Source organism: Amycolatopsis vancoresmycina (assembly GCF_000716785.1).
Classification (GTDB): Bacteria; Actinomycetota; Actinomycetes; order Mycobacteriales; family Pseudonocardiaceae; genus Amycolatopsis; species Amycolatopsis vancoresmycina.
Window position 1 is genome coordinate 53,745 of record NZ_JNYY01000010.1, and the last position, 24,648, is coordinate 78,392.

Annotated in this window: 22 protein-coding genes; 6 read left to right on the forward strand and 16 right to left on the reverse strand. The window is 72.5% G+C overall.

The annotated features are described in order from the left end of the window. Positions 1-46: 46 nt before the first annotated feature. From OO60_RS24710 to OO60_RS24725, 4 genes are all read right to left on the reverse strand, one after another. On the reverse strand, positions 47-3,424 hold the full coding sequence (locus OO60_RS24710) for a pyruvate carboxylase (protein WP_003091945.1): 3,378 nt from the start codon (positions 3,422-3,424) through the stop codon (positions 47-49). Positions 3,425-3,557: 133 nt separating this feature from the next. Further along, a complete protein-coding gene (locus OO60_RS24715; protein ID WP_003091948.1) occupies positions 3,558-4,442 on the reverse strand; it encodes a S8 family peptidase in 885 nt (294 codons plus the stop codon). Positions 4,443-4,485: 43 nt separating this feature from the next. After that, the gene (locus OO60_RS24720; RefSeq protein WP_003091952.1) at positions 4,486-6,741 is read right to left on the reverse strand and encodes a caspase family protein; all 2,256 of its coding nucleotides are present in this window, start codon (positions 6,739-6,741) and stop codon (positions 4,486-4,488) included. Positions 6,742-6,795: 54 nt separating this feature from the next. Then, positions 6,796-7,923: an erythromycin esterase family protein gene (locus tag OO60_RS24725; RefSeq protein WP_003091955.1), complete on the reverse strand. Its 1,128-nt coding sequence runs from the start codon at positions 7,921-7,923 to the stop codon at positions 6,796-6,798. Positions 7,924-7,954: 31 nt separating this feature from the next. Between OO60_RS24725 and OO60_RS24730 the strand changes: the two genes are divergently transcribed. Further along, on the forward strand, positions 7,955-8,590 hold the full coding sequence (locus OO60_RS24730; protein ID WP_003091957.1) for a TetR/AcrR family transcriptional regulator: 636 nt from the start codon (positions 7,955-7,957) through the stop codon (positions 8,588-8,590). Here OO60_RS24730 and OO60_RS24735 read toward each other — a convergent pair. From OO60_RS24735 to OO60_RS24745, 3 genes are read right to left on the reverse strand one after another with little or no spacing between them, the layout of a single operon-like run. Beyond that, positions 8,550-9,020: a GNAT family N-acetyltransferase gene (locus OO60_RS24735; RefSeq protein WP_033262172.1), complete on the reverse strand. Its 471-nt coding sequence runs from the start codon at positions 9,018-9,020 to the stop codon at positions 8,550-8,552. The two genes, OO60_RS24730 and OO60_RS24735, sit on opposite strands and share 41 nt — an antisense overlap. After that, positions 9,017-11,170 (reverse strand): ATP-dependent DNA helicase RecG, encoded by a 2,154-nt coding sequence (gene recG / locus OO60_RS24740; RefSeq protein WP_003091962.1) that lies wholly within the window; start codon positions 11,168-11,170, stop codon positions 9,017-9,019. The genes OO60_RS24735 and recG overlap by 4 nt, the downstream gene beginning before the upstream one ends. A gap of 4 nt (positions 11,171-11,174) precedes the next feature. Further along, positions 11,175-12,752 carry a DAK2 domain-containing protein gene (locus OO60_RS24745; RefSeq protein ID WP_003091967.1) on the reverse strand — a complete coding sequence of 526 codons (1,578 nt, stop codon included), beginning with the start codon at positions 12,750-12,752 and terminating at the stop codon, positions 11,175-11,177. Between the two features lie 134 nt (positions 12,753-12,886). Here OO60_RS24745 and rpmB point away from each other — a divergent pair, with 134 nt between their 5' ends. After that, positions 12,887-13,078, forward strand: a complete 192-nt coding sequence (gene rpmB, locus OO60_RS24750; RefSeq protein WP_003091970.1) for a 50S ribosomal protein L28 — start codon at positions 12,887-12,889, stop codon at positions 13,076-13,078. A gap of 155 nt (positions 13,079-13,233) precedes the next feature. Here rpmB and OO60_RS24755 read toward each other — a convergent pair whose 3' ends face one another. The 3 genes from OO60_RS24755 to OO60_RS24765 form a co-directional block, all read right to left on the reverse strand. Beyond that, positions 13,234-14,004: an alpha/beta fold hydrolase gene (locus OO60_RS24755; protein WP_003091974.1), complete on the reverse strand. Its 771-nt coding sequence runs from the start codon at positions 14,002-14,004 to the stop codon at positions 13,234-13,236. A gap of 65 nt (positions 14,005-14,069) precedes the next feature. After that, entirely contained in the window at positions 14,070-14,747 is a 678-nt protein-coding gene (locus OO60_RS24760; RefSeq protein ID WP_003091977.1) for a uracil-DNA glycosylase, read from the reverse strand. Positions 14,748-14,777: 30 nt separating this feature from the next. After that, positions 14,778-15,308, reverse strand: a complete 531-nt coding sequence (locus OO60_RS24765) for a gamma carbonic anhydrase family protein (RefSeq protein ID WP_003091980.1) — start codon at positions 15,306-15,308, stop codon at positions 14,778-14,780. 32 nt (positions 15,309-15,340) lie between these two features. Here OO60_RS24765 and OO60_RS24770 point away from each other — a divergent pair, with 32 nt between their 5' ends. After that, the gene (locus tag OO60_RS24770) at positions 15,341-16,543 is read left to right on the forward strand and encodes a glycoside hydrolase family 27 protein (RefSeq protein WP_081655903.1); all 1,203 of its coding nucleotides are present in this window, start codon (positions 15,341-15,343) and stop codon (positions 16,541-16,543) included. Here the strand turns inward: OO60_RS24770 and OO60_RS24775 are convergent. Together OO60_RS24775 and OO60_RS24780 are read right to left on the reverse strand one after the other, a co-directional pair. Then, positions 16,530-17,009 carry a GNAT family N-acetyltransferase gene (locus tag OO60_RS24775; protein ID WP_003091986.1) on the reverse strand — a complete coding sequence of 160 codons (480 nt, stop codon included), beginning with the start codon at positions 17,007-17,009 and terminating at the stop codon, positions 16,530-16,532. The two genes, OO60_RS24770 and OO60_RS24775, sit on opposite strands and share 14 nt — an antisense overlap. 16 nt (positions 17,010-17,025) lie before the next feature. Further along, a complete protein-coding gene (locus OO60_RS24780; protein WP_033262173.1) occupies positions 17,026-17,982 on the reverse strand; it encodes a thiamine-phosphate kinase in 957 nt (318 codons plus the stop codon). A gap of 137 nt (positions 17,983-18,119) precedes the next feature. Between OO60_RS24780 and OO60_RS24785 the strand changes: the two genes are divergently transcribed. Together OO60_RS24785 and OO60_RS24790 are read left to right on the forward strand one after the other, a co-directional pair. After that, positions 18,120-18,353 (forward strand): Lrp/AsnC family transcriptional regulator, encoded by a 234-nt coding sequence (locus tag OO60_RS24785; protein WP_003091994.1) that lies wholly within the window; start codon positions 18,120-18,122, stop codon positions 18,351-18,353. 100 nt (positions 18,354-18,453) lie between these two features. Further along, complete coding sequence (locus tag OO60_RS24790; RefSeq protein WP_003091996.1) at positions 18,454-18,954, forward strand: DUF3515 domain-containing protein; 501 nt, start codon at positions 18,454-18,456, stop codon at positions 18,952-18,954. Here OO60_RS24790 and OO60_RS24795 read toward each other — a convergent pair. Both OO60_RS24795 and pdxR read right to left on the reverse strand, forming a co-directional pair. After that, on the reverse strand, positions 18,951-20,045 hold the full coding sequence (locus OO60_RS24795; RefSeq protein ID WP_003091999.1) for a D-alanine--D-alanine ligase family protein: 1,095 nt from the start codon (positions 20,043-20,045) through the stop codon (positions 18,951-18,953). The genes OO60_RS24790 and OO60_RS24795 overlap by 4 nt on opposite strands. A 225-nt stretch (positions 20,046-20,270) precedes the next feature. Further along, positions 20,271-21,635, reverse strand: a complete 1,365-nt coding sequence (gene pdxR / locus OO60_RS24800; protein ID WP_033262174.1) for a MocR-like pyridoxine biosynthesis transcription factor PdxR — start codon at positions 21,633-21,635, stop codon at positions 20,271-20,273. Between the two features lie 86 nt (positions 21,636-21,721). Here pdxR and OO60_RS24805 point away from each other — a divergent pair, with 86 nt between their 5' ends. Next, the gene (locus OO60_RS24805) at positions 21,722-22,369 is read left to right on the forward strand and encodes a pyridoxamine 5'-phosphate oxidase family protein (RefSeq protein WP_004560704.1); all 648 of its coding nucleotides are present in this window, start codon (positions 21,722-21,724) and stop codon (positions 22,367-22,369) included. Positions 22,370-22,394: 25 nt separating this feature from the next. On the opposite strand, the gene OO60_RS24810 is transcribed toward OO60_RS24805, so the two are convergent. Together OO60_RS24810 and OO60_RS24815 are read right to left on the reverse strand one after the other, a co-directional pair. Next, positions 22,395-23,807 carry a sensor histidine kinase gene (locus OO60_RS24810; protein WP_004560703.1) on the reverse strand — a complete coding sequence of 471 codons (1,413 nt, stop codon included), beginning with the start codon at positions 23,805-23,807 and terminating at the stop codon, positions 22,395-22,397. Then, positions 23,804-24,517, reverse strand: a complete 714-nt coding sequence (locus tag OO60_RS24815; RefSeq protein ID WP_004560702.1) for a response regulator transcription factor — start codon at positions 24,515-24,517, stop codon at positions 23,804-23,806. Before OO60_RS24815 ends, OO60_RS24810 begins: the two co-directional genes overlap by 4 nt. Between the last annotated feature and the right edge of the window lie 131 nt (positions 24,518-24,648).

Consider the following 24,648-nt stretch of genomic DNA (forward strand, 5'->3'; position numbering starts at 1 on the left):
GTGAGTGGTAAGGCGCGTTCTAACGCGCCTTACCACTCACGAGGGCTCACTCGAGGACGAGCAGGAGGTCGCCGCCTTCGACCTGCTGCACGTTCGTGATCGCCAGGCGGCCCACCTTGCCGCCGGTGGACGCCGTGATCGAGGCCTCCATCTTCATCGCCTCGATCGTCGCGACCGTGGCGCCGGCTTCGACCGTGTCGCCCTCGGCGACCTGCAGCGTCACCACGCCCGCGAACGGCGCCGCGACCTGCTTCGGGTTGCCCTTCTCGGCCTTCTCCGTCGCCGGGATGTCCGAGGCGATCGACTTGTCGCGGATCTGGATCGGCCGCAGCTGGCCGTTCAGCGTCGACATCACCGTGCGGACGCCGCGCTCGTCGGCCTCGCCGATGGCCTCCAGCTCGATGAGCAGCCGCACGCCCGGCTCGAGGTCGACCGAATACTCCTCCCCCGGGCGCAGCCCGTAGAAGAAGTCCTTGCTGGGCAGCACGGACGTGTCGCCGTACGCCTCGCGATGCGCTTCGAATTCCTTCGTCGGACCGGGGAACAGCAGCCGGTTGAGCGTCCGGCGCGGGTGTTCCGCCAGCGCGGCACGGTCCTCTTCGGACAGTTCGACGACCGGCTTCGCCGCCGCCCGGCCTTCGAGGGCCTTGGTGCGGAACGGCTCCGGCCAGCCGCCCGGCGGGTCGCCGAGCTCGCCGCGCAGGAAGCCGATCACCGAGTCGGGGATGTCGAACTTGTTCGGCTCGGCCTCGAAGTCGGCCGGCGAGACGCCCGCGCCGACCAGGTGCAGCGCGAGGTCGCCGACGACCTTCGACGACGGCGTCACCTTCACCAGGTGGCCGAGGATCTTGTCCGCGGCCGCGTACATCGCCTCGATGTCCTCGAACCGGTCGCCCAGGCCGAGCGCGATGGCCTGCGTCCGCAGGTTCGACAGCTGGCCGCCGGGGATTTCGTGGTCGTAGACGCGCCCGGTCGGCGACGCGAGCCCGGCCTCGAAGGGCGCGTAGATCTTGCGTACGCTCTCCCAGTACGGCTCCAGGTCGCCGATCGCCCGCAGGTCCAGACCGGTGGTCCGGGCCGAGTGGTCGGTGGCCGCCACGATCGAGGACAGCGACGGCTGCGACGTCGTGCCCGCCATCGACGAGACCGCGCCGTCGACGGCGTCCGCGCCCGCGTTGATCGCCGCGAGGTAGGTGGCCAGCTGACCGCCCGCGGTGTCGTGGGTGTGGATGTGCACCGGCAGGTCGAACTCCTTGCGCAGCGCGGTGACCAGCTTGGTCGCCGCGGGCGCGCGCAGCAGCCCGGCCATGTCCTTGATCGCCAGGACGTGCGCCCCGGCGCCGACGATCTGCTCGGCCAGCTTGAGGTAGTAGTCGAGCGTGTAGAGCTTCTCGCCCGGGTCGGACAGGTCCGAGGTGTAGCAGAGCGCGACCTCGGCGACGGCGGTCCCGGTTTCGCGCACGGCTTCGATGGCCGGGCGCATCTGCTCGACGTCGTTGAGCGCGTCGAAGATCCGGAAGATGTCGATGCCGGTCTTCGTCGCCTCCCGGACGAAGGCGGTGGTCACCTCGGTCGGGTACGGCGTGTACCCGACGGTGTTGCGCCCGCGCAGCAGCATCTGCAGGCAGATGTTCGGCACGGCTTCGCGCAGCGCGGCCAGCCGCTCCCACGGGTCCTCGGCGAGGAACCGCAGGGCGACGTCGTAGGTCGCGCCGCCCCAGCACTCCAGCGACAGCAGCTGCGGCAGCGTGTTCGCGACGACCGGCGCCACCGCCAGGAGGTCCTTCGTGCGGACGCGGGTGGCGAGCAGCGACTGGTGTGCGTCGCGGAACGTCGTGTCGGTGACGCCGATGTGCGGCGACTTCCGCAGCCACTCCGCGAACCCGGCCGGGCCCAGCTCGGCGAGCTTCTGCTTCGAACCCGGCGCCGGCTCGGCGTCCTTCGGGAGCTTCGGCAGCTTGAGCGTGGCGTCCGGGGTCTTCGGGCGCTCGCCGTTCGGCTTGTTGACCGTCTGGTCGGCCAGGTAGGTCAGCAGGCGCGTGCCGCGGTCGGCGGACTGCCGCGCGGTGAGCAGCTGCGGGCGCTGTTCGATGAACGACGTCGTGACGCGGCCGGCGCGGAAGTCCGGGTCGTCGAGGACGGCCTGCAGGAACGGGATGTTCGTCGCGACCCCGCGGATCCGGAACTCGGCGACGGCGCGGCGGGCGCGGCCGACGGCGGTCTTGAAGTCCCGGCCGCGGCAGGTGAGCTTGACCAGCAGCGAGTCGAAGTGGGCGCTGATCTCGGTGCCGGAGAAGGCGGTGCCGCCGTCGAGCCGGATGCCGGAGCCGCCCGGCGAGCGGTAGGCGGAGATCATCCCGGTGTCCGGGCGGAAGCCGTTGGCCGGGTCCTCGGTGGTGATGCGGCACTGCAGGGCGGCGCCGCGCAGGTAGATCTTGTCCTGGGCCAGCCCGAGGTCGGCGAGGGTCTCGCCGGAGGCGATCCGCAGCTGCGACTGCACGAGGTCGACGTCGGTGACCTCTTCGGTGACCGTGTGCTCGACCTGGATGCGCGGGTTCATCTCGATGAAGACGTGCTTGCCCTGCTTGTCGAGCAGGAACTCGACGGTGCCGGCGTTGCGGTAGCCGATCTGCTTGGCGAACTTGACCGCGTCCGCGCAGATGCGGTCGCGCAGCTCGGGGTCGAGGTTCGGCGCCGGCGCCAGCTCGACGACCTTCTGGTGGCGCCGCTGCACCGAGCAGTCGCGCTCGAAGAGGTGGATGACGTTGCCTTCGCCGTCGGCGAGGATCTGCACCTCGATGTGCCGCGGCTCGACGACGGCCTTCTCGAGGAAGACGGTCGGGTCGCCGAAGGCGGACTCGGCCTCGCGCGCGGCGGCCTCGATGGACTCGCGCAGCAGGGCGGGGTCCTCGACGCGGCGCATCCCGCGCCCGCCACCCCCGGCGACGGCCTTGACGAAGACGGGGAAGCCGAGCTCTTCGGCCGCGGCGACCAGCGCGTCGACGTCGCTGGACGGCTCGGACGACCCGAGCACGGGCACGCCGGCCTCGCGCGCGGCCTTGACCGCGCGGGCCTTGTTACCGGTGAGTTCGAGGATGTCGGCGCTCGGCCCGACGAAGGTGATGCCCGCTTCTTCGCACGCGCGCGCGAGATCGGGGTTCTCCGAGAGGAACCCGTAGCCGGGGTAGACGGCGTCGGCCCCCGCCTTCTTCGCCGCGGCGACGATCTCGTCGACCGAGAGGTAGGCGCGCACGGGGTGACCGGGTTCGCCGATCTCGTACGCCTCGTCGGCCTTCAGGCGGTGCAGCGAGTTGCGGTCTTCGTGCGGAAACACGGCGACCGTCCCCGCACCGAGTTCGTAGCCGGCGCGGAACGCCCGGATCGCGATCTCCCCGCGGTTGGCCACCAGAACCTTGCGGAACATGCCCGGTCCTTCCCTCTTGGATCGGTAAGTCAACGCACGTTACCCGGTTCTTCCCGCTCTGCGGGAGCTCAGTCCCGGGTGATGGACATCATGCGTCGCGGAGGGTTGCCGGGCGAGTGGTCTGGGCAGCTTTTCAGGATCCGGCGGGCGCGTAAAGCAGCCGGTTGGCGGTCCCGTCCGGGACGCCCTTGAGGACGTCCGGCGTGGCCGCGTCGACCAGGGCTTCGTCCACCTGGGCCGGGGTGTCCCCGGGGTGCTGGGCGCGGTAGAGCGCGGCCACACCGGCCGCGAACGCCGCCGCCATCGACGTGCCGGACTCCGGGCCCGCGCCGGTGCCGCCCGCGATCGGGCACGGGATGCCGGCGCCCGGGGCGTACAGGTCGACGTCCTGGCCGGAGTTCGACGTCTTGTCCGGCCGGTCCTGGGCGTCGGAGGCGGCGACGGTGAGCGCCTCGGGCACCCGGCCCGGCGAGAAGCCGCCGGCGTCGGCGGTCTCGCTGCCCGCCGGGACGGCGATCGGCACCACCTCGGCCAGCCGCTTGACCGCGGCGTCGAGCCGGTCGTTCGCCACCCCGCCGATGCCGAGGACGGCGACGGCGGGTTGTTGGGCGTTCTGCGCGACCCAGTCGAGGCCGGCGATGATCTGGTCGGTGGCGCCGCCGCCGTCTTTGTCGAGCACCCGCACGGGCACGATCTGGGCGCCCTTCGCGACGCCGTAGTCCTTGCCGGCGGCGATGCCGGCGAGGCGGGTGCCGTGGCCGTTGGTGTCGGTGGTGTCGGAGCCGCCGTTCAGGAAGTCCCGCCCGGGCGCGACGCGGCCCTGGAAGTCGGGGTGCTGCGCGTCGACGCCGCTGTCGATGACGTAGATGGTGACGCCCGAGGCGTCGGTCGCGTAGTGGTAGGCGTGGTCGAGGCCGGTGCGCTGGTCGATCCGGTCGAGGCCCCAGCTGGGCGGATCGGGCTGCACGCCGCTGCCCGAGACGTGGCCGGCGAGCACGGCCACGGCCGCGAGAAGCATCCTCATGATCGTCGTGGTACCCCGGCGGTGTCCGGACGACAAGTCAGAGCGGTCGCCCGTTCGGCTGATTCCGCCGGACCAGCACCACGGTGTCGGCCGCCAGCAGCACGAGAGCCACGACGGCGATCACCTGGCCGGCCACGGTGACGGAGGAACCACCCAGCGAGGCGACGAGCGCCGGGATCAGCGTGCCGAGTTGCCCGGCGGTCCCCAGCGCCAGCACGACGCACCCAACCGAACGCGGCCGGAGCACCACGGCAACGGCGGGCACGGCAGCCGCCACCAGGACGCAGAGCACGAACAGCGGCGCGGCCCGCCCGGCGGCCTCGGCGTCGTACCCGGCCACCTCGCCGAACTGGACGACCCACCCGGCCGCGACGACCCCGCCGAGCACGACCGCACCCCGCGCAGGCCGGCCGCTGACCGGCCCGCGGCCCAGCCCGGCGGTCCGGCGCAGCGCGGCCACCGCACAGAGGCCGGCAACGACCCAGACGGTGTGCCCGGCCAGCTCGAAGAAGTACCCGGCGCCCAGTTCGGCCGCCGAATCACCGGCCGAGAAGAGGATCAGATCCCCGACGAAGCGCACGAGCCCGGACAGGGCGGCGACCCCGAGCCCGAGCAGCAACGCGGGGCCGGTCCGCTGCCGGGTCCGCGGAACCAGGGAGAGGACCCCGGCGAGCAGGGCGAAGAGCGCGGTGAACACGACGTAGACATCGAGGCCGGGCCGGTAGTAGGCGAGGGTTTCGCCGTAGCGGTAGGCCATGGGGAGACCGTTGACCGCGAAGACACCACCGGCAACGGCGAGAACGGCACCGAACGCGGCGGCCGGGTCGAGGGAGCGGACGCGGTGCGGAGAGGGTTGCGGCTCGGCGGGCGACGGGTCGGGAGCGGCCTGCGCGGTTGCGGGACCCGCACCTCCGGATTCCGGCGCAGTAACAGGCTCCGGCGCTCCAGCGGCCGGGGGTTCGGCGGCGGACTCCGGCACTGTCGGCGTGTCCCGGACCGAGCCGACGGTCGGCTCCGGCTCCGTCTCCTCACCCGGTGCCACCTCGGTCCCGGCAGCTGCCGTCGCCTCTGGCTGCCCCGGCGCCGCCGCTGCCTCGACCTCCACCACCGTCTCGCCCGTCGGTCCCGTCACCACCACCTTCCCCCGCCGGACCCCGGCCCCCGGTGTCACCGTCACCTCGGCGCCTTCGCCGGTCTCCCGGACCTCGATCCACCCGTGGGACGCCTCGAACCGGCAGGCCCGCGCCACCGGTGGCCCCAGCAGCCGGATCCGCCTCCGCACCACGTCGCCCGCGAAGCTCAACGAACCCGCGTCCACCCGCACCACCGCGAACGACATCGCGTCCGCCGCCGCCGCGGCCACGTGCTCGATGTCCGTTGCCACCATCGCCTTCAGCGCCTCGAACGCGCCCACCGCCACCGGCAGGTTGTCGCTCGCCAGCCGGCGTCGCAGCTCCGCCACCGCGCCCAGGCGGGTGAACGGGTTCTCCGCGCCGATCGCCGCCGCCAAGTCCGCCGGGACCGGCGAGGGCTTGATGCGGCGACGGCGGCTCTTCGCCAGGTACAGCTCGCCCTGCATCTCGATGTCGCGGCTCGGGGTCTGCTTCGGGTTGCGCTCGCGAACCCGGTCGAACAGGTACTCGTACAGCTCGCCCAGGGCGATCCAGCCGTCCTCGTCGCGGTCGGCTTCGCCCGTGCGCAGGCCCTCCACCAGCGCCGACGTGAACACCGACGGCTGCGCGGGCTCGTCCGAGGCCAGCGTTGCGCCCTCGAAGGCGTACTCGATCGAGTTCGACGCCGTGATCACCGCCCGGCCGCGGCCGCCGCGGAAGCTGTCGAGGACGTTCGCGTCGCCCGCCGCCCGGATCGCCACCCCCTGGCCGAACGCGCCGCCGTAACAACAGTCCAGCAGCAGGACGATGCTGCGCGACCGGCTCTGCCGGATGCACTGCTGCACGAACTGCGCCGGCACCGCCGTCGACCGCAGCCGGTCGGGACGCGTGTTGCGGGCGGCGAAGTACAACGCGCCCGTGTCGTCCTTCAGGCCGTGGCACGAAAAGTGCAGCAGCAGGACGTCATCGGGCTTGCCCTCCACGCAGAGGTCCTCGATCTCCGCCTGCACCGTGTACGCGGCCTCGTTGCGCACGACACGCACGTCGAAGTCGCTGATCGCCCGGTCGGCGAGCACCCCGGCCAGGGCGTCGGCGTCCGCCGCGGGCGAGCCCAGCCGCTGCAGTCCCGCGTTGTCGTACTCGCCGTTGGCGACGATCAGCGCCCGCCTCCGCCCGGCCATACCGGTAGGAAACGCCCACCCCGGGCGCTACGGCAATCAGCCGAACGGGCGCACCTACCCGGCCGCACCGCCGAAAATCGTTTCCTGCTTCTCCAGGCAGACGACGGCGTCCCACGCGGCCGCGACGTCGACCGGCGGTGTCATGTGCGCGTGCCGGATCCCCGACGCCGCCGGATGCGCGGCCACGCACGGGGCCCGCGAAGCCAGCAGCGCCTCGACGCTGCCTTCCGCCGGTTCGTCGAGGGCCTGCTCGAACATCCGGAACCCCAGCGGAAACGCCGGGTCGGGTGCCAGCCCGGTCGTCGTCCCGGAGACGGCGGTCAGAGCCAGCGCGAAATAGCGATCGCCCAGCTCCGCGGCCAGGTGCGTGCCCGCCGACGGCGCCGTCATGCCCGGCATCGGCGAGAACGGGACGCGCTGGAGGTGTCCGTTGTGGAGCATCAGCACGATCTTCTCGCCGGGGAACTGCCGCCGCAGCAGCCGCACGGTGGCCGCCATGTACGTGTCCCGCGACGAACTCTGCGGCTCGGGCGCCCGGCCCGCCATCAGCGCGTCCAGCTCCCGCAGGTACAGGTCGACGCGCAGCGCGCCTTCCGCGTCGTGCGCGGCTTCGGGCGCCAGCGACTCGACGTGTCCTTTGAGGACGGACAGTGCCGCAGTGGCCGCGTCCCGCGCTGCCACAGTCATCTCCTGGTACCGGCCCGGCGCGACCGCACTGCTCACGGACGCGTACGGCTCGCACGCCGCCACCGCCGTGTCCACAAGGGACACGTTGGCGGGGTCCACTCGCGACAGGACTTCGCGGACCGCCCGCAGCGCGGGCACCGGCGAACCGGCCGAACTCGGCACGTCGAGCCCGAAGAACCGGACCCCGCGGCCCCGCAGCCACGTCAGCATCTCGTGCACCTCGGCGGAGTCGCCGAGACCGAAGGTGAAGCCGTCCCGTGCGATGTCGGCGACCTCACCCGGGCCGCCCTGCAGCCACGCGTCGACCAGCCGCCCCTCCGGGAAGCCGCCCTCGAACCCGAGCACGGTGAACCCGCGCTCGGTGACGAGGTGGCGCAGGAGGCGGTCGCGCAGCACACCGAACTCGCGGATGTGATGGTTGTTCTCGCCGATGGCGACGACTTCGGCGTCGCCGACGAGCTCGGCGATCTCGGCAACGTCGACGGTTCCTGTCATACTGGGCACACTAACGCAACAGGAGTAGCAGTTGGCAACCGAGATTTCCGGGACCAAGCGCCCGGGCGGCCGCACCGAGCGGACCCGCCTCGCCGCGCTGAACGCCACCCTCGAGCTGCTCGGCGAACGCGGCTACGCGGAGCTGACCGTCGAGGCGGTCGCCGACCGCTCCGGCGTGCACAAGACGACGCTGTACCGCCGCTGGGAGTCCGCCGAGGGCCTGGTCGCGGCGGCCCTGCTGATGGGCACCGAGCAGGAGTGGGCCGCCCCGGACACCGGTTCGCTCGAAGGCGACCTGCGCGGGATCAACCTCGAGCTGGTGCGCTACTTCACCACGCCGGGCGAACGCGAGCTCCCGACGGCGTCGATCTCGGCCGCGTTCCTCTCCGCCCGCGCCGCCGACGCCCTGCAGGAGTTCTACGTCGATCGCCACGCCCGCTCGGCCGCCGCCGTGCACCGCGCGGTCGAGCGCGGCGAGGTCCCGCCCGGCACCGACGCCGTCGAGGTGATCCGCGTGGCCTGCGGGCCGGTCTTCTACCGCCTGTTCGTCTCCCGGGAAGGCGTGACGCCGGAGGACGCCGCCCTCGCCGCGAAAGCCGCCGCGGCCGCCGCGAAAGCCGGCGTGTTCACGGCAACCGGCGGCGGTACCGCATCTCCTCCAGCGTGACGCGCCCGTCGTCGATCGTCTCGGTCTGGCGGGCGTCGTCGTCCACCCAGCCCTGCCGGACGTAGAACGCCTTCGCCCGCTCGTTCGTCGCGAGCACCCACAGGACGGCGCTGTCGCCGGACATCTCCGCGACGACCCGGTCGTGCAGCGCCCGGCCCAGGCCCCGCCCCCAGAACTCCGGCAGCACGTACAGCGCGAACAACTGCGAAGGCCCGAAGGCGGCGAAGCCCGCGATGACTCCGTCGTCCTCGACGACCAGCACCTGCCCAGAGCCGTCGCCGATCCGCCGGGCCCACCCCGCCGCGCGCGAGGAAGCCGACAGCCGGGCGAGGAAGTCCGCCGGGATCAGGCCCGCGTAGGCCGCCTGCCAGGAGCGCACGTGGACCTCGCCGATCGCCGCCGCGTCCGCGACCACAGCCGGGCGGATCAACTCTTCTCCAGGTACTCCGCGCGGTCGACGTCGACGACGTCGCCGACCATCTGGGCCAGGCCGCGGTACTTCTCCAGGTCTGGGTCCTTTTCGACGATCTCCTGCGCGCTCTGCCGGGACGCGGCGATGACGTCCTCGTCCCGCAGCAGCGACAGCAGCTTCAGCGTGGACCGCTTCCCGGACTGCGCCGCGCCGAGGATGTCGCCTTCGCGGCGCAGCTCCAGGTCCAGCCGCGACAGCTCGAAGCCGTCCGTCGTGGACTCGACCGCGGCCAGCCGCTCGCGGGTCGCCGTGCCGTCGAGGGTCTCGGTGACCAGCAGGCACAGCCCCGGCACACTGCCCCGGCCGACGCGGCCGCGCAGCTGGTGCAGCTGGCTGACGCCGAACCGGTCGGCGTCCATGATCACCATCGCGGTGGCGTTCGGCACGTTCACGCCGACCTCGATGACGGTGGTGGCGACCAGGACGTCCAGCTTCGCCGCCGAGAACGCGCGCATCACGGCGTCCTTGTCGTCGGGCGGCATCCGGCCGTGCAGCACGCCGATCTTCAGGCCCTGCAGCGGCCCGTGCTCCAGCTCGGGTGCCACGTCCAGGACGGCCAGCGGCGGCCGCTTGTCGCTCTTGTCCGACGGCGGCTCGTCGCCGATCCGCGGGCAGACGACGTACGCCTGGTGCCCCTTGCCGACCTCCTCGCGGACGCGCTGCCAGATCCGGTCGAACCAGGCCGGTTTCTCGGCGACCGGCACGACGGTGGTCGAGATCGGCGACCGCCCGACCGGCATCTCGCGCAGCGCGGACACCTCCAGGTCGCCGTACACGGTCATGGCGACCGTGCGCGGGATCGGCGTCGCGGTCATGACGAGGACGTGCGGGCTGGTGTCGCCGGCGCCGCGGGTGCGCAGCGCGTCCCGCTGCTCGACGCCGAACCGGTGCTGCTCGTCGACGACGGCGAGGCCGAGGTGGGCGAACTCGACGTGGTCCTGGATCAGCGCGTGCGTGCCGACGACGATGCCCGCTTCCCCGCTGACGATCTCCAGCAGCGCCTTCTTGCGCTCCTTCGCGCCCATCGAACCGGTGAGCAGCGTCACGCGGGTGGCGTTCTCCGCCGCGCCCAGCTCGCCCGCCTGCCCGAGGTCGCCGAGCATTTCCCGCAGCGACCGCGCGTGCTGCGCGGCGAGGACCTCGGTCGGGGCCAGCATCGCGGCCTGCCGCCCGTTGTCGACGACCTGCAGCATCGCCCGCAGCGCGACGACCGTCTTGCCCGAGCCGACCTCGCCCTGCAGCAGCCGGTTCATCGGGTGCTCGGACGCGAGGTCGGCGGCGATCTCGTCGCCGATCCCCCGCTGGCCCGCGGTCAGGTCGAAGGGCAGCCGCTTGTCGAAGGCGTCCATCAGGCCGCCGCTGACGTGCGGGTTCGCCTTCGCCGGCCGCGAGATGGCCGAATGGCGCCGCTGCGCGAAGATCAGCTGGACGGCCATGGCCTCGTCCCACTTCAGCCGCTTCTTCGACGCCTCCAGGTGCGCCCAGTTCTCCGGGCGGTGGATGCCGTGCAGCGCGTTGTCGAGGTCGGCCAGCTTGTGCAGCCGCCGCAGCTCGGCGGGCATCGGGTCGTCGTCGACCTCGAGGACGTCGAGGACCTGGCGGACACACTTGGCGATCGACCAGGTCGGCATGCCCTGCGCCGCCGGGTAGACCGGGATGATCGCGGCGAGGAAGTCGTCCATCGCCTCCTCGGCGCGGTCGGCCTCGAACAGCTCGTACTCGGGGTTGGTCAGCTGCAGCGTGTCGCGGAAGGCGGACACCTTGCCGGCGAACAGGCCGGTCTTGCCGGGGACCAAGTCCTTCTCGCGCCATGCCTGGTTGAAGAACGCGCAGGTCAGCCGCCGTTTCCCGTCGGTGATGACCATGTCGAGGATGGTGCCGTTGCGTGCCTTCATCCGCCGCTTGCTCACCTTTTCGATGCGCGCCAGCACGGTGGCGTGCTCGCCCAGCTCGAGGCCGTGGATGTCGGTGAGCTCGCCGCGCTCGGCGTAGCGGCGCGGGTAGTGGCGCAGCAGGTCGCTGACCGTTTCGATGTCCAACGACGTGGCGAGCGCCTTCGCCGTCTTGGCGCCCAGCAGCAGCGGCAGCTTGTCGCGCAGTCCGGCCATCTCGCTATTCGACTCCCATCAGCAGCACGGCGTCCGCCTGGCCGCTGGCGTAGCTGGTCAGCTCCACCTCCGGGTGCTCCACCCGCAGCTGCTCGGCGAGCTCCTCGGCAACCCCGGGCGGGGCGGCGGCGCCGCTCAGCACCGTCACCAGCTCGCCGCCGAGGGCCAGCATCCGGTTCAGCACCTTCATCGCGGCCGCGACCAGGTTGGTCTCGGACGCGGGCGCGGGCTCGATCAGCACCACCTCGTCGTCGACCAGGCCGACCACGTCACCGGACTGGGCCCGGCCCACCCAGGTTAGCGACTCTTCCTGCGCGATCCGCAGTTCGCCACGCCTGGTCGCGGCGGCCGCTTCGGCCATCGCGACGACGTCGTCGTTCGTGCGGCGGCCGGCGTCGTGCACGGCGAGGGCGGCCAGCACCTGCACCGGGGACGCGCACGGGATGACCACGACGTCCCGGTCGGCGGCCATGGCGTGCCCGGCCGCGGTGTCGGCCGCGGCGGTCAGCGCGACGCTGCCCGGCAGCACGGTCACCTGCTGGCCGGCGGCCTCGTTGAGCAGCCCGATCATGTCCTCGACGCTCGGCGTCCCGCCCTCGGGCACGGCCAGCACCGGGATGCTCTCGGCCCGCAGCAGCTCGGCCAGCGCCCCGCCGTGGACGACGGCGACCACCGTGCGGTCGATCCCGCCGCCCGGCTCGATCGGCGTCGGCGTGAGCAGCGGCTCGACGCGGATCTTGCGCGGACGGCCGAGCGCGAGGCCGGCCTCGATGGCGCCGCCGATGTCGGCGCAGTGGACGTGCACGGCGTGGCTGCCCGAGCCGTCACCGGCCACCGTGACGCTGTCGCCGAGGCTGCTGAGCTCCTTCTGCAGGGTCGGCAGGCTCGCCTCTTCGACGCCGTCCAGGAGGTACATGACCTCCCAGGCGTACACCTCGGAGTGGGGGTGCGCGTGCACTTCGAGGGCGTGCTCCGGCTGGACGGGCGCGCCGGTGAGCACGCCGACCAGCGCGTCGAGCACGGCGACCAGGCCGCGCGCCCCGGCGTCGACGACCCCGGCCCTGGCCAGCGCGGGCAGCTGCTCGGGCGTCTTTTCGAGGGCGTGGGCGGCCTCTTTCGCCGCTTTTGCGGCGATCTGGGACAGCGGGCTCGTGTCGCCCCGGACGGCGAGGGCGACGGCGTGCAGCACGGTCAGGATGGTCCCGGCGACCGGGCGGCTGACGGCCCCGGTGGCGGCCTCGTCGGCGTGTCCCAGCGCCTTCGCCAGCCACGGCCCGTCCAGGTCGCCTTCGGCGCGGTCGGCGAGCCCGCGCACGACCTGGGACAGGATCACGCCGGAGTTGCCCTTGGCGGAGGCGACCGCGCCCCGCGCGAGGACCTTCAGCGCTTCGGCGGCGGTTTCCGGGGTCGCCTCGGAGAGTTCCCGGGCCGCGCCGGTCATCGTGAAGAGCATGTTGGAGCCGGTGTCGGAATCGGCGACGGGGTAGACGTTGATCTCGTCGATGGCCGGCCGCAGGCGCGCGAGGCTGTGCACGCAGCCCGCCGCCCAGGCCGACACCGCCGCCACGTCCAGCACCCGCACCCCGTAACCTCCTACCCGGTCCCCGGGCAGCGTATCGACCCGGTGCCGGGGCCCTCGATCGCAGTAGTTACTATGGTCGAGTTGCCCAGTGCATCTGGGCTCATTTCTATGACCCAGATCCAAAGGAGTTCGACGTGGCTGCCGTGTGCGACGTCTGTGGCAAGGGACCCGGCTTCGGCAAGTCGGTCTCGCACTCCCACCGCCGTACCAACCGCCGGTGGAACCCGAACATCCAGACCGTCCACGCCAAGGTGGGTGTGTCCCAGCGCAAGCGCCTGAACGTGTGCACCTCGTGCATCAAGGCGGGCAAGGTCGTCCGGGGCTGACGCCGGAGAAGTTTGGGATGGCGGGTGCTCTCCGGAGCACCCGCCATTTTCATGTCCCCACCCGGTCGCGCGCGGTCGCCAAGTGTCGCGAATGACTCATTCGGGACGTCGGAGGTCCCGAATGAGTCATTCGCGACCTTCCTGGCCGCGCTGGCTCACTTGAGGAAATCGGTCAGCAGGTCCTTGAGCGTCTCCGGGAACTGCAGCACCCCGTGGTCCTGCCCTTCGAGCGTCTCGTGACGGGCACCGGGCACCGCCGCGGCCGCCGCGCGGGCGCCTGACCGGAGTGCGTCGTCGCTCGCGCCGCCGCCGATCACCAGGGCCGGGATCTTGATGCGGGCCAGGTTCTCCGTCCGCGGGCGGCCGTCCGGGCCGCAGATCGTCAGGTCGTACGGCAGCGTGTGCGCCAACGCCGTGAACCAGCCCCACACCGGGGCCTGCTTCATGCCCTCGATCATCTCCTCCGGCGTGCCCGCGACCTTCAGGAACGTCGCCACCGCGCCGTCCCGATCGCCCGCCGCGAGCTGGGCGCGCACCTCGGCCACGACGTCCCCCCGCGGGTGCTCGTCCGTCGCGTACGGCGGCTCGTAGGCCACCACGCGGTCGATGCCGATGCCCGCCGCGGCCGCTTCCAGGGCCAGGATCGCGCCCGACGAGTGGCCGAACACCGACGCCGTCCCGCCGACGTGCGCGATCAGCGCCGCGAGGTCCTCGATCTCGCGCTCGACGGCGTATGAAGGAGCGTCGCCGGAGTCACCACGCCCGCGCCGGTCGTAGTTGACCGCCGTGAAGTCGCCGGCGAGGACCTCCGCCAGGCCGACCGTGGTCGTGCGGTCGTTGAACGCGCCGCCGACCAGGATCACCGGCGGGCCGTCGCCGCGCTGCTCGAAGAAGATGGTCGTGCCGTCGGCCGAAGTGACGTTCATGGGGTGTCCTCCAAGGTCTGTTTACCCCTTGGTCGGAGCCGTCACGCCGATCCGGACACCGGTCGTCAGGGAAGTTTCCAGTCGACCGGCGCCGCGCCCTGCTGCTCCAGCAGCTGGTTGGCCCGGCTGAACGGCCGCGACCCGAAGAAGCCGTTGTGCGCCGAGAGCGGGCTCGGGTGCGCCGACTCGATGCACGGGACCTCGCCCAGCATCGGGCGCAGGTTGCGGGCGTTGCGGCCCCAGAGGATCGCCACCATCGGCTCCGAGCGGGCCGCCAGCGCCTTGATCGCCTGCTCGGTGACCGCTTCCCAGCCCTTGCCCTGGTGCGAGTTCGACTTCCCGGGCTGCACGGTCAGCGACCGGTTGAGCAGCAGCACGCCCTGGTCGGCCCACGGCGTCAGGTCGCCGTTGGCCGGCAGCGGGTGGCCGAGGTCGTCGCAGTACTCCTTGTAGATGTTGATCAGGCTCTTCGGGATCGGCCGGACGTCCGGCGCCACCGAGAAGCTCAGGCCGACCGCGTGCCCCGGCGTCGGGTACGGGTCCTGGCCGACGATCAGCACCCGGACGTCGTGGAACGGCTGCTTGAACGCCCGGAGCACGTGCTCACCCGCCGGCAGGTAGGTGCGGCCCGCGGCGATCTCCGCGCGGAGGAACTCCCCCATCGCGGCGACCTGCGGCGCCACCGGTTCGAGGGCTTGCGCCCAGCCTGCCTCGACGATGTCCTGCAGCGGTCGTGCGGTCACGGCGCGCAAGCCTACCGGGCGTGGCCGGCGTCACCCGAGCGGGTCGAGCCGCCTCAGCTCCGCCTTGAACCGCTGCGCCCGCTTGACGTACGAATCGACGACGAGCGCGATGTTCTCCGCGCTGAACGACGTGTTTTCGCGCACCTTCCCCGGCACGCCCAGCGCGATTTCGCCGGTCTTGACGTGGGAGCCGTACGACAGCACCGCGCCCGCGCCGACCATGCCGCCGTCCTCGATCACGGAGCCGTTCAGCACCACCGAGCCGGACGCGATCAGGCAGCCGGTGCCGATCGTCGCGCCCTCGACGTGCACCGCGTGCCCGATCGCCGACGACGGCCCCAGGATCGTCGGGTGCCGCTCGGTGCAGTGCAGGACGCAGCCGTCCTGGACGTTCGACCGCTCGCCGAGCTCGATGTAACCGTGGTCGCCGCGCAGGACGGTCTGCGGCCACACCGACGCGTGCGCGCCGATCCGGACGTCGCCGATCACCGTGGCGTCGGGGTGGACGTAGGCGTCGGGGTGGATCGTCGGTTCGAGATCACCGAGTGCGTAGATCGGCATGCCGCCTCCGGGTGACTGCGGTTTCACTTCCGGTGCGATTGGATCACGCCATCGCCGTCAAGCCGAAAACCAGCCTGCTCGTGCTCCTCCTCGTCGCGCTGACGTGGCTGCTCAGCCTGCCCACGGCGTCCCCCGCGCTGGCGAACGGCCTGGCGGGTACCCCGCCGATGGGCTGGAACAGCTGGAACCAGGTCCGCTGCTACGACCTGACCGAGGACGTCGTGAAGCGCGCCGCCGACGCGCTCGCCGACACCGGCCTGCGTGACGCGGGTTACCACTACGTCGTCGTCGACGACTGCTGGCAGGCGACCGCCCGCGCCGCCGACGGCTCGCTGCAGCCGGACCCGAAGCGCTTTCCCCACGGCATCGCCGATCTCGCCGACTACGTGCACTCCCGCGGCCTGCTCTTCGGCATCTACGCCGTCCCCGGCAGCCGCACCTGCGCGATGGCGAACGACGCCTACCCGGCGTCCGGCATCGGGTCGCTCGGCCACGAGCGCCAGGACGCCGAGACCTTCGACCGCTGGGGCGTCGACTACCTCAAGTACGACTGGTGCAACGCCGACACCGTCGACGGCCTCGACCGGAAAGCCGCGTTCGAGAAGATGCGCGACGAGCTCGCCGCGCTCCCCCGGCCGATCGTCTACGCGATCTCCGAATACGGCGTCTCGAGCCCGTGGACCTGGGCGCGGCCGGTGGCGAACCTGTGGCGCACCACCTACGACCTGGTCCCGACCTGGGAATCCGTGCTCGCGACGATCGACCAGCAGGCCGCCGTCGCCGTGCACAGCGGCTCGCCCGGCGGCTGGAACGACCCGGACATGCTGCAGGTCGGCAACGGCACGCTGACCGCCGACGAGGCCCGCGCGCACTTCAGCGTCTGGGCCGTCCTCAACGCGCCGCTGTTCGCCGGCACCGACCCGGCGAAGCTGGGCGGCACCGACCTCGCGACGCTCGGGAACGCCGAGGCCATCGCCGTCGACCAGGACTTCGCGGGCGGCCAGGGACGGCGGCTCGCCGCGGGCCCCGGCTACCAGGTGTGGGGAAAACCGTTGTCCGGCGGCGGTTTCGCGGTGGTGCTGCTCAACACCGGCAGCACCACCGCGACCGTGTCGGCGGACATCCCCGGCGCGTGGACGGTCCGGGACCTCTGGGCCCACCGGGACACCGGAACCGGCGTCTCGGCGACGCTGCGCCCGCACGCGGCGGCCCTCCTGAAGCTCACACCGAGGTGAGGTCCTTGCCGTAGCAACGGCTTTCCGGCTCGCACCGGTAGACGCCGAACTTCGGGATCTCGGCGTAGCCCGACGACGTGTACAGCGCGATGGCTTCCGGCTGCTTGGTCCCGGTTTCCAGAACGGCACGCTTGCGGCCGCACAGCGCCGCCGTGCGCTCCAGCTCGGAGAGGATCATCCGCGCGAACCCGCGGCCGCGGGCGGAATCGGCGACGTACATCCGCTTGAACTCGGCGTCGCCGTCCCGGAAGTCGGGCTCCGGGCCGTCGTGGGCGCGCCACGCGCCGCAGGCGACGGGCTCGTCGCCCTGGTAGCCGACGAGGAACAGGCCCTGCGGCGGGTCGAAGTCCGCGGGGGTCATCGGGGTGATGTCCTCGCCGCCGTAGCGCTCGACGTACACCTGCTGCACCGCGGCCATCAGCTTGGCCGCGTCGGGATGGTCGTAGGGGACCGGAACGATTCTCACGCTTCCGGAGCCTAGATCAGCGCCAGTGCGTCCAGCCGCCTTCTCGCGAAAACGGTTTCCCGTCGACGGTGATCCCGGAGCCGGCCATCGTGACGACGCCGATCGTGCGCCACCCGTCCGGGAGTTCGGTGAACGGCGGGAAGGTGGCCGCCAGCGCGTGGTCCTCGCCGCCGGTGAGCACCCAGTCCAGGGGGTCGGCGCCCAGCGCGGCGCCGACCTCGGTGAGCCGCGCGGACACGTCGAGGTCGGCGGTGCGGACGTCGATGCCGACCTCGGACGCCTCGCCGATGTGGCCGAGGTCGGCGAGCAGGCCGTCGGAGACGTCGATCATCGCCGTGGCCCCGGCCAGCGCGGCGCGCGGACCGGCTTCGTAGGGCGGTTCCGGGCAGCGCTGGGCGTTGACGACGCCGACCGGGGACCGGAAGCCGCGGCCGAGCACGGCCAGGCCGGCGGCCGCCCAGCCCAGGCGCCCGTTGACGGCGACCAGGTCGCCGGGGCGGGCGCCCGAGCGCGTCACGGGCTCGCGGTCGCCGAGGTCACCGAGGGCCGTGACGCTGATCACGAGCTGGTCGGCGCGCACCATGTCGCCGCCGGAGACGCCGATCCCGGCGCGTTCGGCTTCGGCCCACATGCCGTCGGCGAGGCCGGTGACGACCTCGCGCGGGGTGTCGGACGGGCAGGCCAGGCCGACCAGGACGGTGGTCGGCGCGGCACCCATGGCGGCGATGTCGGCCAGGTTGACGGCCACGGCCTTGCGCCCGACGTGCTCGGGCGTGGACCAGTCGAGCCGGAAGTGGACGCCCTGCACGAGGACGTCGGTGCTGGCGACCACCCGCCCGTCCGGGGCGGCGACGACGGCGGCGTCGTCACCCGGGCCGAGCAGCGTGCCCGGCGGCTGGCGCCGTCCTTCGGTGACGGCGCGGATGAGCGCGAACTCGCCGGTCTCGGCGACCGTTCCGTCGTTCGGTGACACCGGTCACCTCTGCTTTCTCTACCGGGACAAAGATCGATCACCGATAGTCGGATGCCCTATGTTTTTCCGTGAGCTGGCGATACGTTGCTGATGACGTTCCTACCTTGAGCCGATCGATCCCGACGAAAGGGCGCGCCGTGGTCCACGCATACATCCTCATCCAGACCGAGGTCGGCAAGGCGGCCGCGGTGGCAGCCGAGATCTCCAGCATCCCGGGTGTGACCAGCTCGGAGGATGTCACCGGACCGTACGACGTGATCGTCCGCGCGGCCGCCGACAACGTGGACCAGCTGGGGCAGCTCGTGGTCGCGAAGGTGCAGAACGTGGAGGGCATCACGCGGACGCTGACCTGCCCGGTCGTCCACCTCTGAGCAGTGACACGCTGGGGGGACGACCCCCCAGACCCCCCGGAAAAAACTGCAGTGGTGTAGTTGACGGGTGCCTGACTCCGACACTGGTGCACCTCCCAGGGTGGTGCTCGTCACGGCGGCCGCGCTCGCCGTGGCGCTGGCGGTCGCCGTCGCCGTGTTCGCCCTGACTCAGCCGTCCGCGGACTCCGCGGGTCCGCTGCCGCTGGTCCCGGTCCCCGCGCCCGAGTCGGGGGCGCCGGGCTGCACCACGCTGCTGGGCGCGGTCCCGGCGGAGCTGACGTCGAACGGCGCTTCTCTGAAAGTGCGCGAGCTGGCCACCCCGGCCCCGCCCGCCACGGTGGCCTGGGGCACGGACGACCCGCTGGTGCTGCGCTGCGGCCTGAACCGGCCACCGGAACTGACGCCGACGGCGGCCCTGCGGCTGGTGAACGGCGTTCAGTGGCTGCAGGTCCCGGGCGAGGGCGCGTCGACGTGGTACGTGGTGGACCGCGAGGTCTACGCGGCGCTGACGGTGCCGGACAGCGCCGGAACGGGCCCGCTGCAGCAGATCTCGGACACGGTGGCCGCGAAGCTGCCGGCCCGGGCGCTGCGGTTCTCCTAGCGGAGGCCGGTTCCGCGCGCGATCGCCGTCTCGACGAGGGTGGTCAGCAGGGTCGCGTAGTCCATGCCGGTGACCTCCCACATCTTCGGGTAGGCGGACTTCGTGGTGAAGCCCGGCATGGTGTTGACCTCGTTGATGATCAGCTCGTGGTTTTCGGTGACGAAGAAGTCGACCCGCGCCAGCCCCTGGCAGTCCAGCGCCCGGAACGCGGCGACGGCCATCGCCCGGAGCTTCTCGGTGAGGGCGTCGTCGAGCTTGGCGGGGATGTCGAGCTCGGCGTCGTCGCCGAGGTACTTGGTTTCGAAGTCGTACCAGGCGTTCTCGTCTTCGGAGAGCACCCGGATCTCGGCCGGCAGCGAGGCTTCGACCCGGCCGTCGGGGAATTCGAGCACCCCGCATTCGACCTCGCGCCCGACAACGGCGGCCTCGACGAGCACCTTGGGATCGGTGGCGCGGGCGAGTTCGATGGCGGCATCGAGCTCGGCCCAGTCGGCGACGCGCGAGATCCCGACGGAACTGCCCGCCCGCGACGGCTTGACGAACACCGGCAGGCCGAGGGTTTCCTTCGCGTAATCGTCCAAAGTGGACTGCCCCCGCCTGAGCGCGGAGTAGGTCCCGACCGGAAGCCCTTCGGCGGCGAGCAGTTTCTTCGCGGTTTCCTTGTCCATGGCGGCAGCGCTGGCGAGAACACCGGGCCCGACGTACGGGATACCGGCGAGTTCGAGAAGGCCCTGGATGGTGCCATCTTCGCCGAAGGCGCCGTGCAGCACGGGGAAGACGACATCGACCTGGGACAGCAGTTCGCTTTCCCGCCCGGCTTCGACGGCGACGAGCCCCTGGCTGGAGGGATCCCCGGCGAGGACAAGCCCCTTGCCATCGTCGACGGACGGCAGCTCCCGGCCCCGGATGGCGAGCTGGGCGGAGTCCCCGGAGCCGAGCACCCACCGCCCTGCCCGGGTGATCCCGACGGGAACGGCCTCGAACCGCTCGGGATCGAGGTGGCCCAGGACACTGCCGGCGGAAAGGCACGAGATGGTGTGCTCGCTGCTGCGCCCACCGAACACGACCGCCACCCGGATCTTCTCGCTCATGGTGAGCCACCGTACCCGGTGACCTCGCGGAACAGCCGAGCCCGGTGCACCGGTCCTGCGCCGCACCGGTCTTGCCCCGCCCGGTCTTGCCCCGCCCGGACAGCACCCACCCACCCAGGGGGAACCACCACCCCATTGACCGTATCGCCCCCGGCCGGCACCGAACCCGCAGAAGACCCCCGCCGAGCAGAGCTGTCCACATCACAACCCCCCTGTGGACAACACTCACCGCAACAACGCCACCAACGTCGGCAAAGCCGCCACCAACGCCTCCCGCGAACACCCCGCATACCCGATCGCCACCCCGAACACCGACGGCGCACCAGCGAAGTGCCGCGCCAGCCCGTCCAACCGGATCCCCCGCCGCTCGGCCGCCGCGATCACCGACGCCTCCGCCGCAGCCGAGGAACTCGGCACCACCAAATGCGCCCCCGCGTCGTCGCCGCGGACCAGGATCCCCGCCGCCGACAACGCTCCCGCCAGCAGCGTCCGCCTCTCCGCCATCTCGCGGCGCAGTTTCCGCAGGTGGCGGCCCAGGTCACCGTTCCGCGCGAACTCGTACAGCACCCTCTGCCCCGCGGGCGAGGGCCGCGTCCCGGTCAGGTCCCGGTACGCCAGCACCGCCGACGTGATCGCCTCCGGCGCCACCATCCACCCCGCGCCCAGCGTCGGCGTGAGGATCTTCGACGTCGTCCCCAGGTGCGCCACCACGTCCGGTGCCAACGCCGCCAGCATCGGCAGCGGCGCCACGTCGAAGCGCAACTCCCCGTCGTAGTCGTCCTCGATGACCAGCATCCCGGACGAACGCGCCCGCTCCACCAGCGAGACCCGCCGCGCCGCGCTCAGCCTGCTGCCCATCGGGTACTGGTGCGCCGGCGAGCAGTACACCGCCCGCGCGTCCTCCGGGAGGGCGTCCGGCCGCAACCCCTCGTCGTCCACCGGGACACCCACCACCCGCATCCCCGCCCGCCGGAACGCCTGGACCGCCCGCTGGTAGCCCGGCTCCTCCACGGCGACGACGTCCCCGCGCTCCAGCACCGCCGCCGCCAGCTCCACCACCGCCGCCGTCGTGCCGCCCGTCGCCAGTACCGAGCCCGCCGCCAGGCCGCGGTGGCGCAGGAGGTGCTCCGACACCGCCGCGCGGTACTCCGGCAGGCCCGCCCGGTGGGCGCGCACCAACGGCTCGGGGTCGGCCGCCGCCCGCCAGGCGCGGCGCCAGGCCGCGCGGTCCAGGCCCGCCGCCCACGGCGCGCCGGGGCTGAGGTCGAGCAGCGAGGTCGGCGACGCCTCGACCGCCGGGACCGCGGGCGCCGGGACCTCCGAAGCCGAGAACGAAGGCGGAGTCGTGACGTACGTGCCGGAGCCGTGCCGCCCCGCGATCCAGCCCTCCGCGTGCAGCTGCTCGTACGCCGCCGACGTCACCGTGCGGCTGACGCCGAGGCGCCCGGCCAGTGCCCGCGTCGAGGGCAGCCGGTCGCCGCCGCGCAGGTGGCCGCTCGCCGCCGCTTCGCGCAGGGCGTCCGCCAGCTGGACGGCCAGCGGTGTCACCGCCGAACGGTCGAGACTCACCGGCAGCGCGGTGTCGGACACGAGGACCTCCCGACGAAGAGTGGACTTCCCAAGTGTACGAGAAGTGGCCGTTTTCCCAGGCCACTGCGGCGGGAGACGCTGGTCGCATGTTGTCGACCACGCCCCGCACCACGCTCGGCCGCAAGAAGCACCGCGCCGTGACCGACCGCGCCGCGCTGCACGCCGTTCTCGACGAAGGGCTCATCTGCCACCTCGGGATCGTCCGCGACGGCGCGCCGCTGGTCCTCCCCACCGGCTACGGCCGCGACGGCGACACGCTCTACCTGCACGGTTCGACCGGCGCGGCCAGCCTCCGCACCGCCGCGCACGGCCTCGACGTCTGCGTGACGGTGACGCTCCTCGACGGCATCGTCTACTCGCGCTCGGTGAACAACCACTCGATGAACTACCGCAGCGCCGTCATCCTCGGCCAGGCGAAGCCGGTCCTCGACGCCGAAGCGAAGATGCACGGCCTCGAGGTGCTCACCGAGCACCTCGCGCCGGGCTCGTGGGCGCACGCGCGCGAGGTCAACGCGAAGGAGTTCGCCGCGGTGTCCGTGCTCGCGCTGGACCTCGCCGAGGCGTCGGTGAAGATGCGCGCGGAGGGCCCGGACGACGAGCCCGAGGACGTCGCAGCCGACACCGCCTGGGCCGGCGTGCTGCCGGTCCGCACGATCTTCGGCGCCCCCGAGCCGTCCGAGGACCTCTCCCCCGGCTGGACGATCCCGCCGCACGTCACCGCTCGTGAGTGGTAAGGCGCGTTAGAACGCGCCTTACCACTCACGACGGGGCGAGCGGGAGGCGGACGGTGAAGGTCGTCCGGCCCGGCGCCGAAGTCACCGACACCGTGCCGCCGTGCGCCGTGACCAGGGACTGGACCACCGACAGCCCGAGCCCGGTGCCGCCGTTGCCGCGGGTGCGGGAGTCGTCGACGCGGAAGAACCGGTCGAAGATCCGCTCCTGATCGGACAGGGCGATCCCGGGCCCGGTGTCGGTCACCTGCACCACGGCGTCCCCACCCGAAGCCGTGACCGAGACGTGCACCGACGTCCCCGGCGGGGTGTGCACGGCCGCGTTGGCCAGCAGGTTGTCCAGCACCTGCCGCAGCCGCACCGGATCGGCGTCGGCGAAAGCCGTCGCAAGGGACGAGGTCAGCGGGTGGTCGGGGCGTCCGGCGGCGAACGCGTCCGCCGCGTCCCCGGCCAGCTCGGCCAGGTCGACGCGCTCGGGCCGCAGCGGCGTCTCCGCGGCGCGCGCGTCGAGCCGGGCCAGCAGCAGGAGGTCGTCGACGAGGACCGTCATCCGCGCGGTTTCCTCGCGGATCTTCGCCAGGTGCGCCTCGCGTTCGGCCGGCTCGTTCGCCGCGGCGTAGCGGAAGAGGTCGGCGTAGCCGCGGATCGACGTCAGCGGGGTCCGCAGCTCGTGGGAGGCGTCCGCGACGAACCGGCGCAGCCGCTCGTTGGCCTCGGTCTTCGCGGAGAGGGACGTGTCGATGTGGGCCAGCATCACGTTGAACGCCGTCCGCAGCTCGTCGACTTCGGCGCCGCCGCCGGTGCCCGCCGCGCGCACCGGCAGGTCCGGGTTGGCGGTGAGGTCGTGGGAGGCGATGTCGTGCGCGGTGCCCGCCATGTCGGCCAGCGGGCGCAGGCCGCGGCGCAGCACCAGCCGTCCGACGACGACCAGCACCCCCAGCGCGAGCGCGAACGCGCCGACCTCGACCCAGATCAGCTGCTGGACCGTGCCGTCGAGGTCCTTCTGCGGCGCGGCGGACAGCAGCACCGAATCGGTGTCGACCGGGCACGCGCGGACCCGGTACGGACCGTCGTCGCGCAGGTAGATGTTGCGGGTGACGTCGCCGTTCACCGCCTCGGCGGCGATGCTCGCCAGCTGCTTGGCGTCCCCCGGCAGCTGGCCGCCCGGCTCCGGGACCGCGACCCCGCCCCGGACCTTGTACAGCGCCGAGTACCACGAGTACACCGACTGCGGCGAGGCGTGCGTCTCGCGCAGCAGCGGCAGCTGCCCGTTCTGGCTCTTGGACAGCTGCTCGTCGAGCCGCCGGTCGAGGTAGCCGTGCATGATCCCGACCGTCGTGACGCCGACGGCCGCGAACACCACCAGCGCGAGCGCGCCGAGGCCGAGGGTGATCCGGGTGCCCAGCCGGGTGCGCTGCCAGGCCTCGTACCAGCGCCTCATCGATGCGCCTGCCGCACGACGTACCCGACGCCGCGGACGGTGTGAATCAGCGGCTCGCCGCCGCCCGCGTCGACCTTGCGGCGCAGGTGCGAGATCACCAGTTCGACCACATTGGACCGGCCGCCGAAGTCGTACTCCCAGACGTGGTCGAGGATCTGCGCCTTGGTCAGCACCGCGGGCGAGCGGCGCATGAGGTAGCGCAGCAGCTCGTACTCGGTCGGCGTCAGCTCGGCCGGGACGTCGCCGCGGCGGACCTCGCGGGTGTCCTCGTCCAGGGTCAGGTCGCCGACGCGCAGCACGGCACCGCGCGCCTCGGGCTGCTGCGCGAGGCCGGCGCTGCGCCGCAGCACCGCCCGCAGCCGCGCCATCAGCTCCTCGACCGAAAACGGTTTCACGAGGTAGTCGTCACCCCCGCGGGTGAGCCCGGCGATCCGGTCGGCCGTCGCGTCCTTGGCCGTGAGGAACACCACGGGCACCGCGTTGCCGCCCGCCCGCAGCCGGTCGAGCACGGTGAAGCCGTCGAAATCCGGCAGCATCAGGTCGAGCACGACGATGTCCGGCCCGAACTCCGCGGCCCGGCTCAGCGCGGCCTGCCCGGTGCCGGCCGTGACCGCCTGCCAGCCCTCGTACCGGGCGACGGTGGCGACGAGGTCGGCGATGTGCGGCTCGTCGTCGACGACGAGCAGGCGCACGGGGTCGGGGCTCTGCACCCTCGTATCTTCTCCCGCCGCGGGCGCCGCGGGCGACCGCGGGCCGCGGCCGACAGGATTCCGACAGCCGGCACCCAGACTCGCCACAGCCTGCGTGACGACCCTGGCCTTCGTGAACCGAACCGAAGGGG

Excerpts from the sequence above, each read along its gene's own strand:
- OO60_RS24710 (WP_003091945.1), bottom strand. The coding sequence starts at position 3,424 with ATGTTCCGCAAGGTTCTGGTGGCCAACCGCGGGGAGATCGCGATCCGG.
- OO60_RS24715 (WP_003091948.1), bottom strand. The coding sequence starts at position 4,442 with ATGCTTCTCGCGGCCGTGGCCGTGCTCGCCGGCCACGTCTCGGGCAGC.
- OO60_RS24720 (WP_003091952.1), bottom strand. The coding sequence starts at position 6,741 with ATGGCCGGGCGGAGGCGGGCGCTGATCGTCGCCAACGGCGAGTACGAC.
- OO60_RS24725 (WP_003091955.1), bottom strand. The coding sequence starts at position 7,923 with ATGACAGGAACCGTCGACGTTGCCGAGATCGCCGAGCTCGTCGGCGAC.
- recG (WP_003091962.1), bottom strand. The coding sequence starts at position 11,170 with ATGGCCGGACTGCGCGACAAGCTGCCGCTGCTGCTGGGCGCCAAGACG.
- OO60_RS24755 (WP_003091974.1), bottom strand. The coding sequence starts at position 14,004 with ATGAACGTCACTTCGGCCGACGGCACGACCATCTTCTTCGAGCAGCGC.
- OO60_RS24765 (WP_003091980.1), bottom strand. The coding sequence starts at position 15,308 with ATGCCGATCTACGCACTCGGTGATCTCGAACCGACGATCCACCCCGAC.
- OO60_RS24795 (WP_003091999.1), bottom strand. The coding sequence starts at position 20,045 with ATGAGCGAGAAGATCCGGGTGGCGGTCGTGTTCGGTGGGCGCAGCAGC.
- OO60_RS24805 (WP_004560704.1), top strand. The coding sequence starts at position 21,722 with ATGTTGTCGACCACGCCCCGCACCACGCTCGGCCGCAAGAAGCACCGC.
- OO60_RS24810 (WP_004560703.1), bottom strand. The coding sequence starts at position 23,807 with ATGAGGCGCTGGTACGAGGCCTGGCAGCGCACCCGGCTGGGCACCCGG.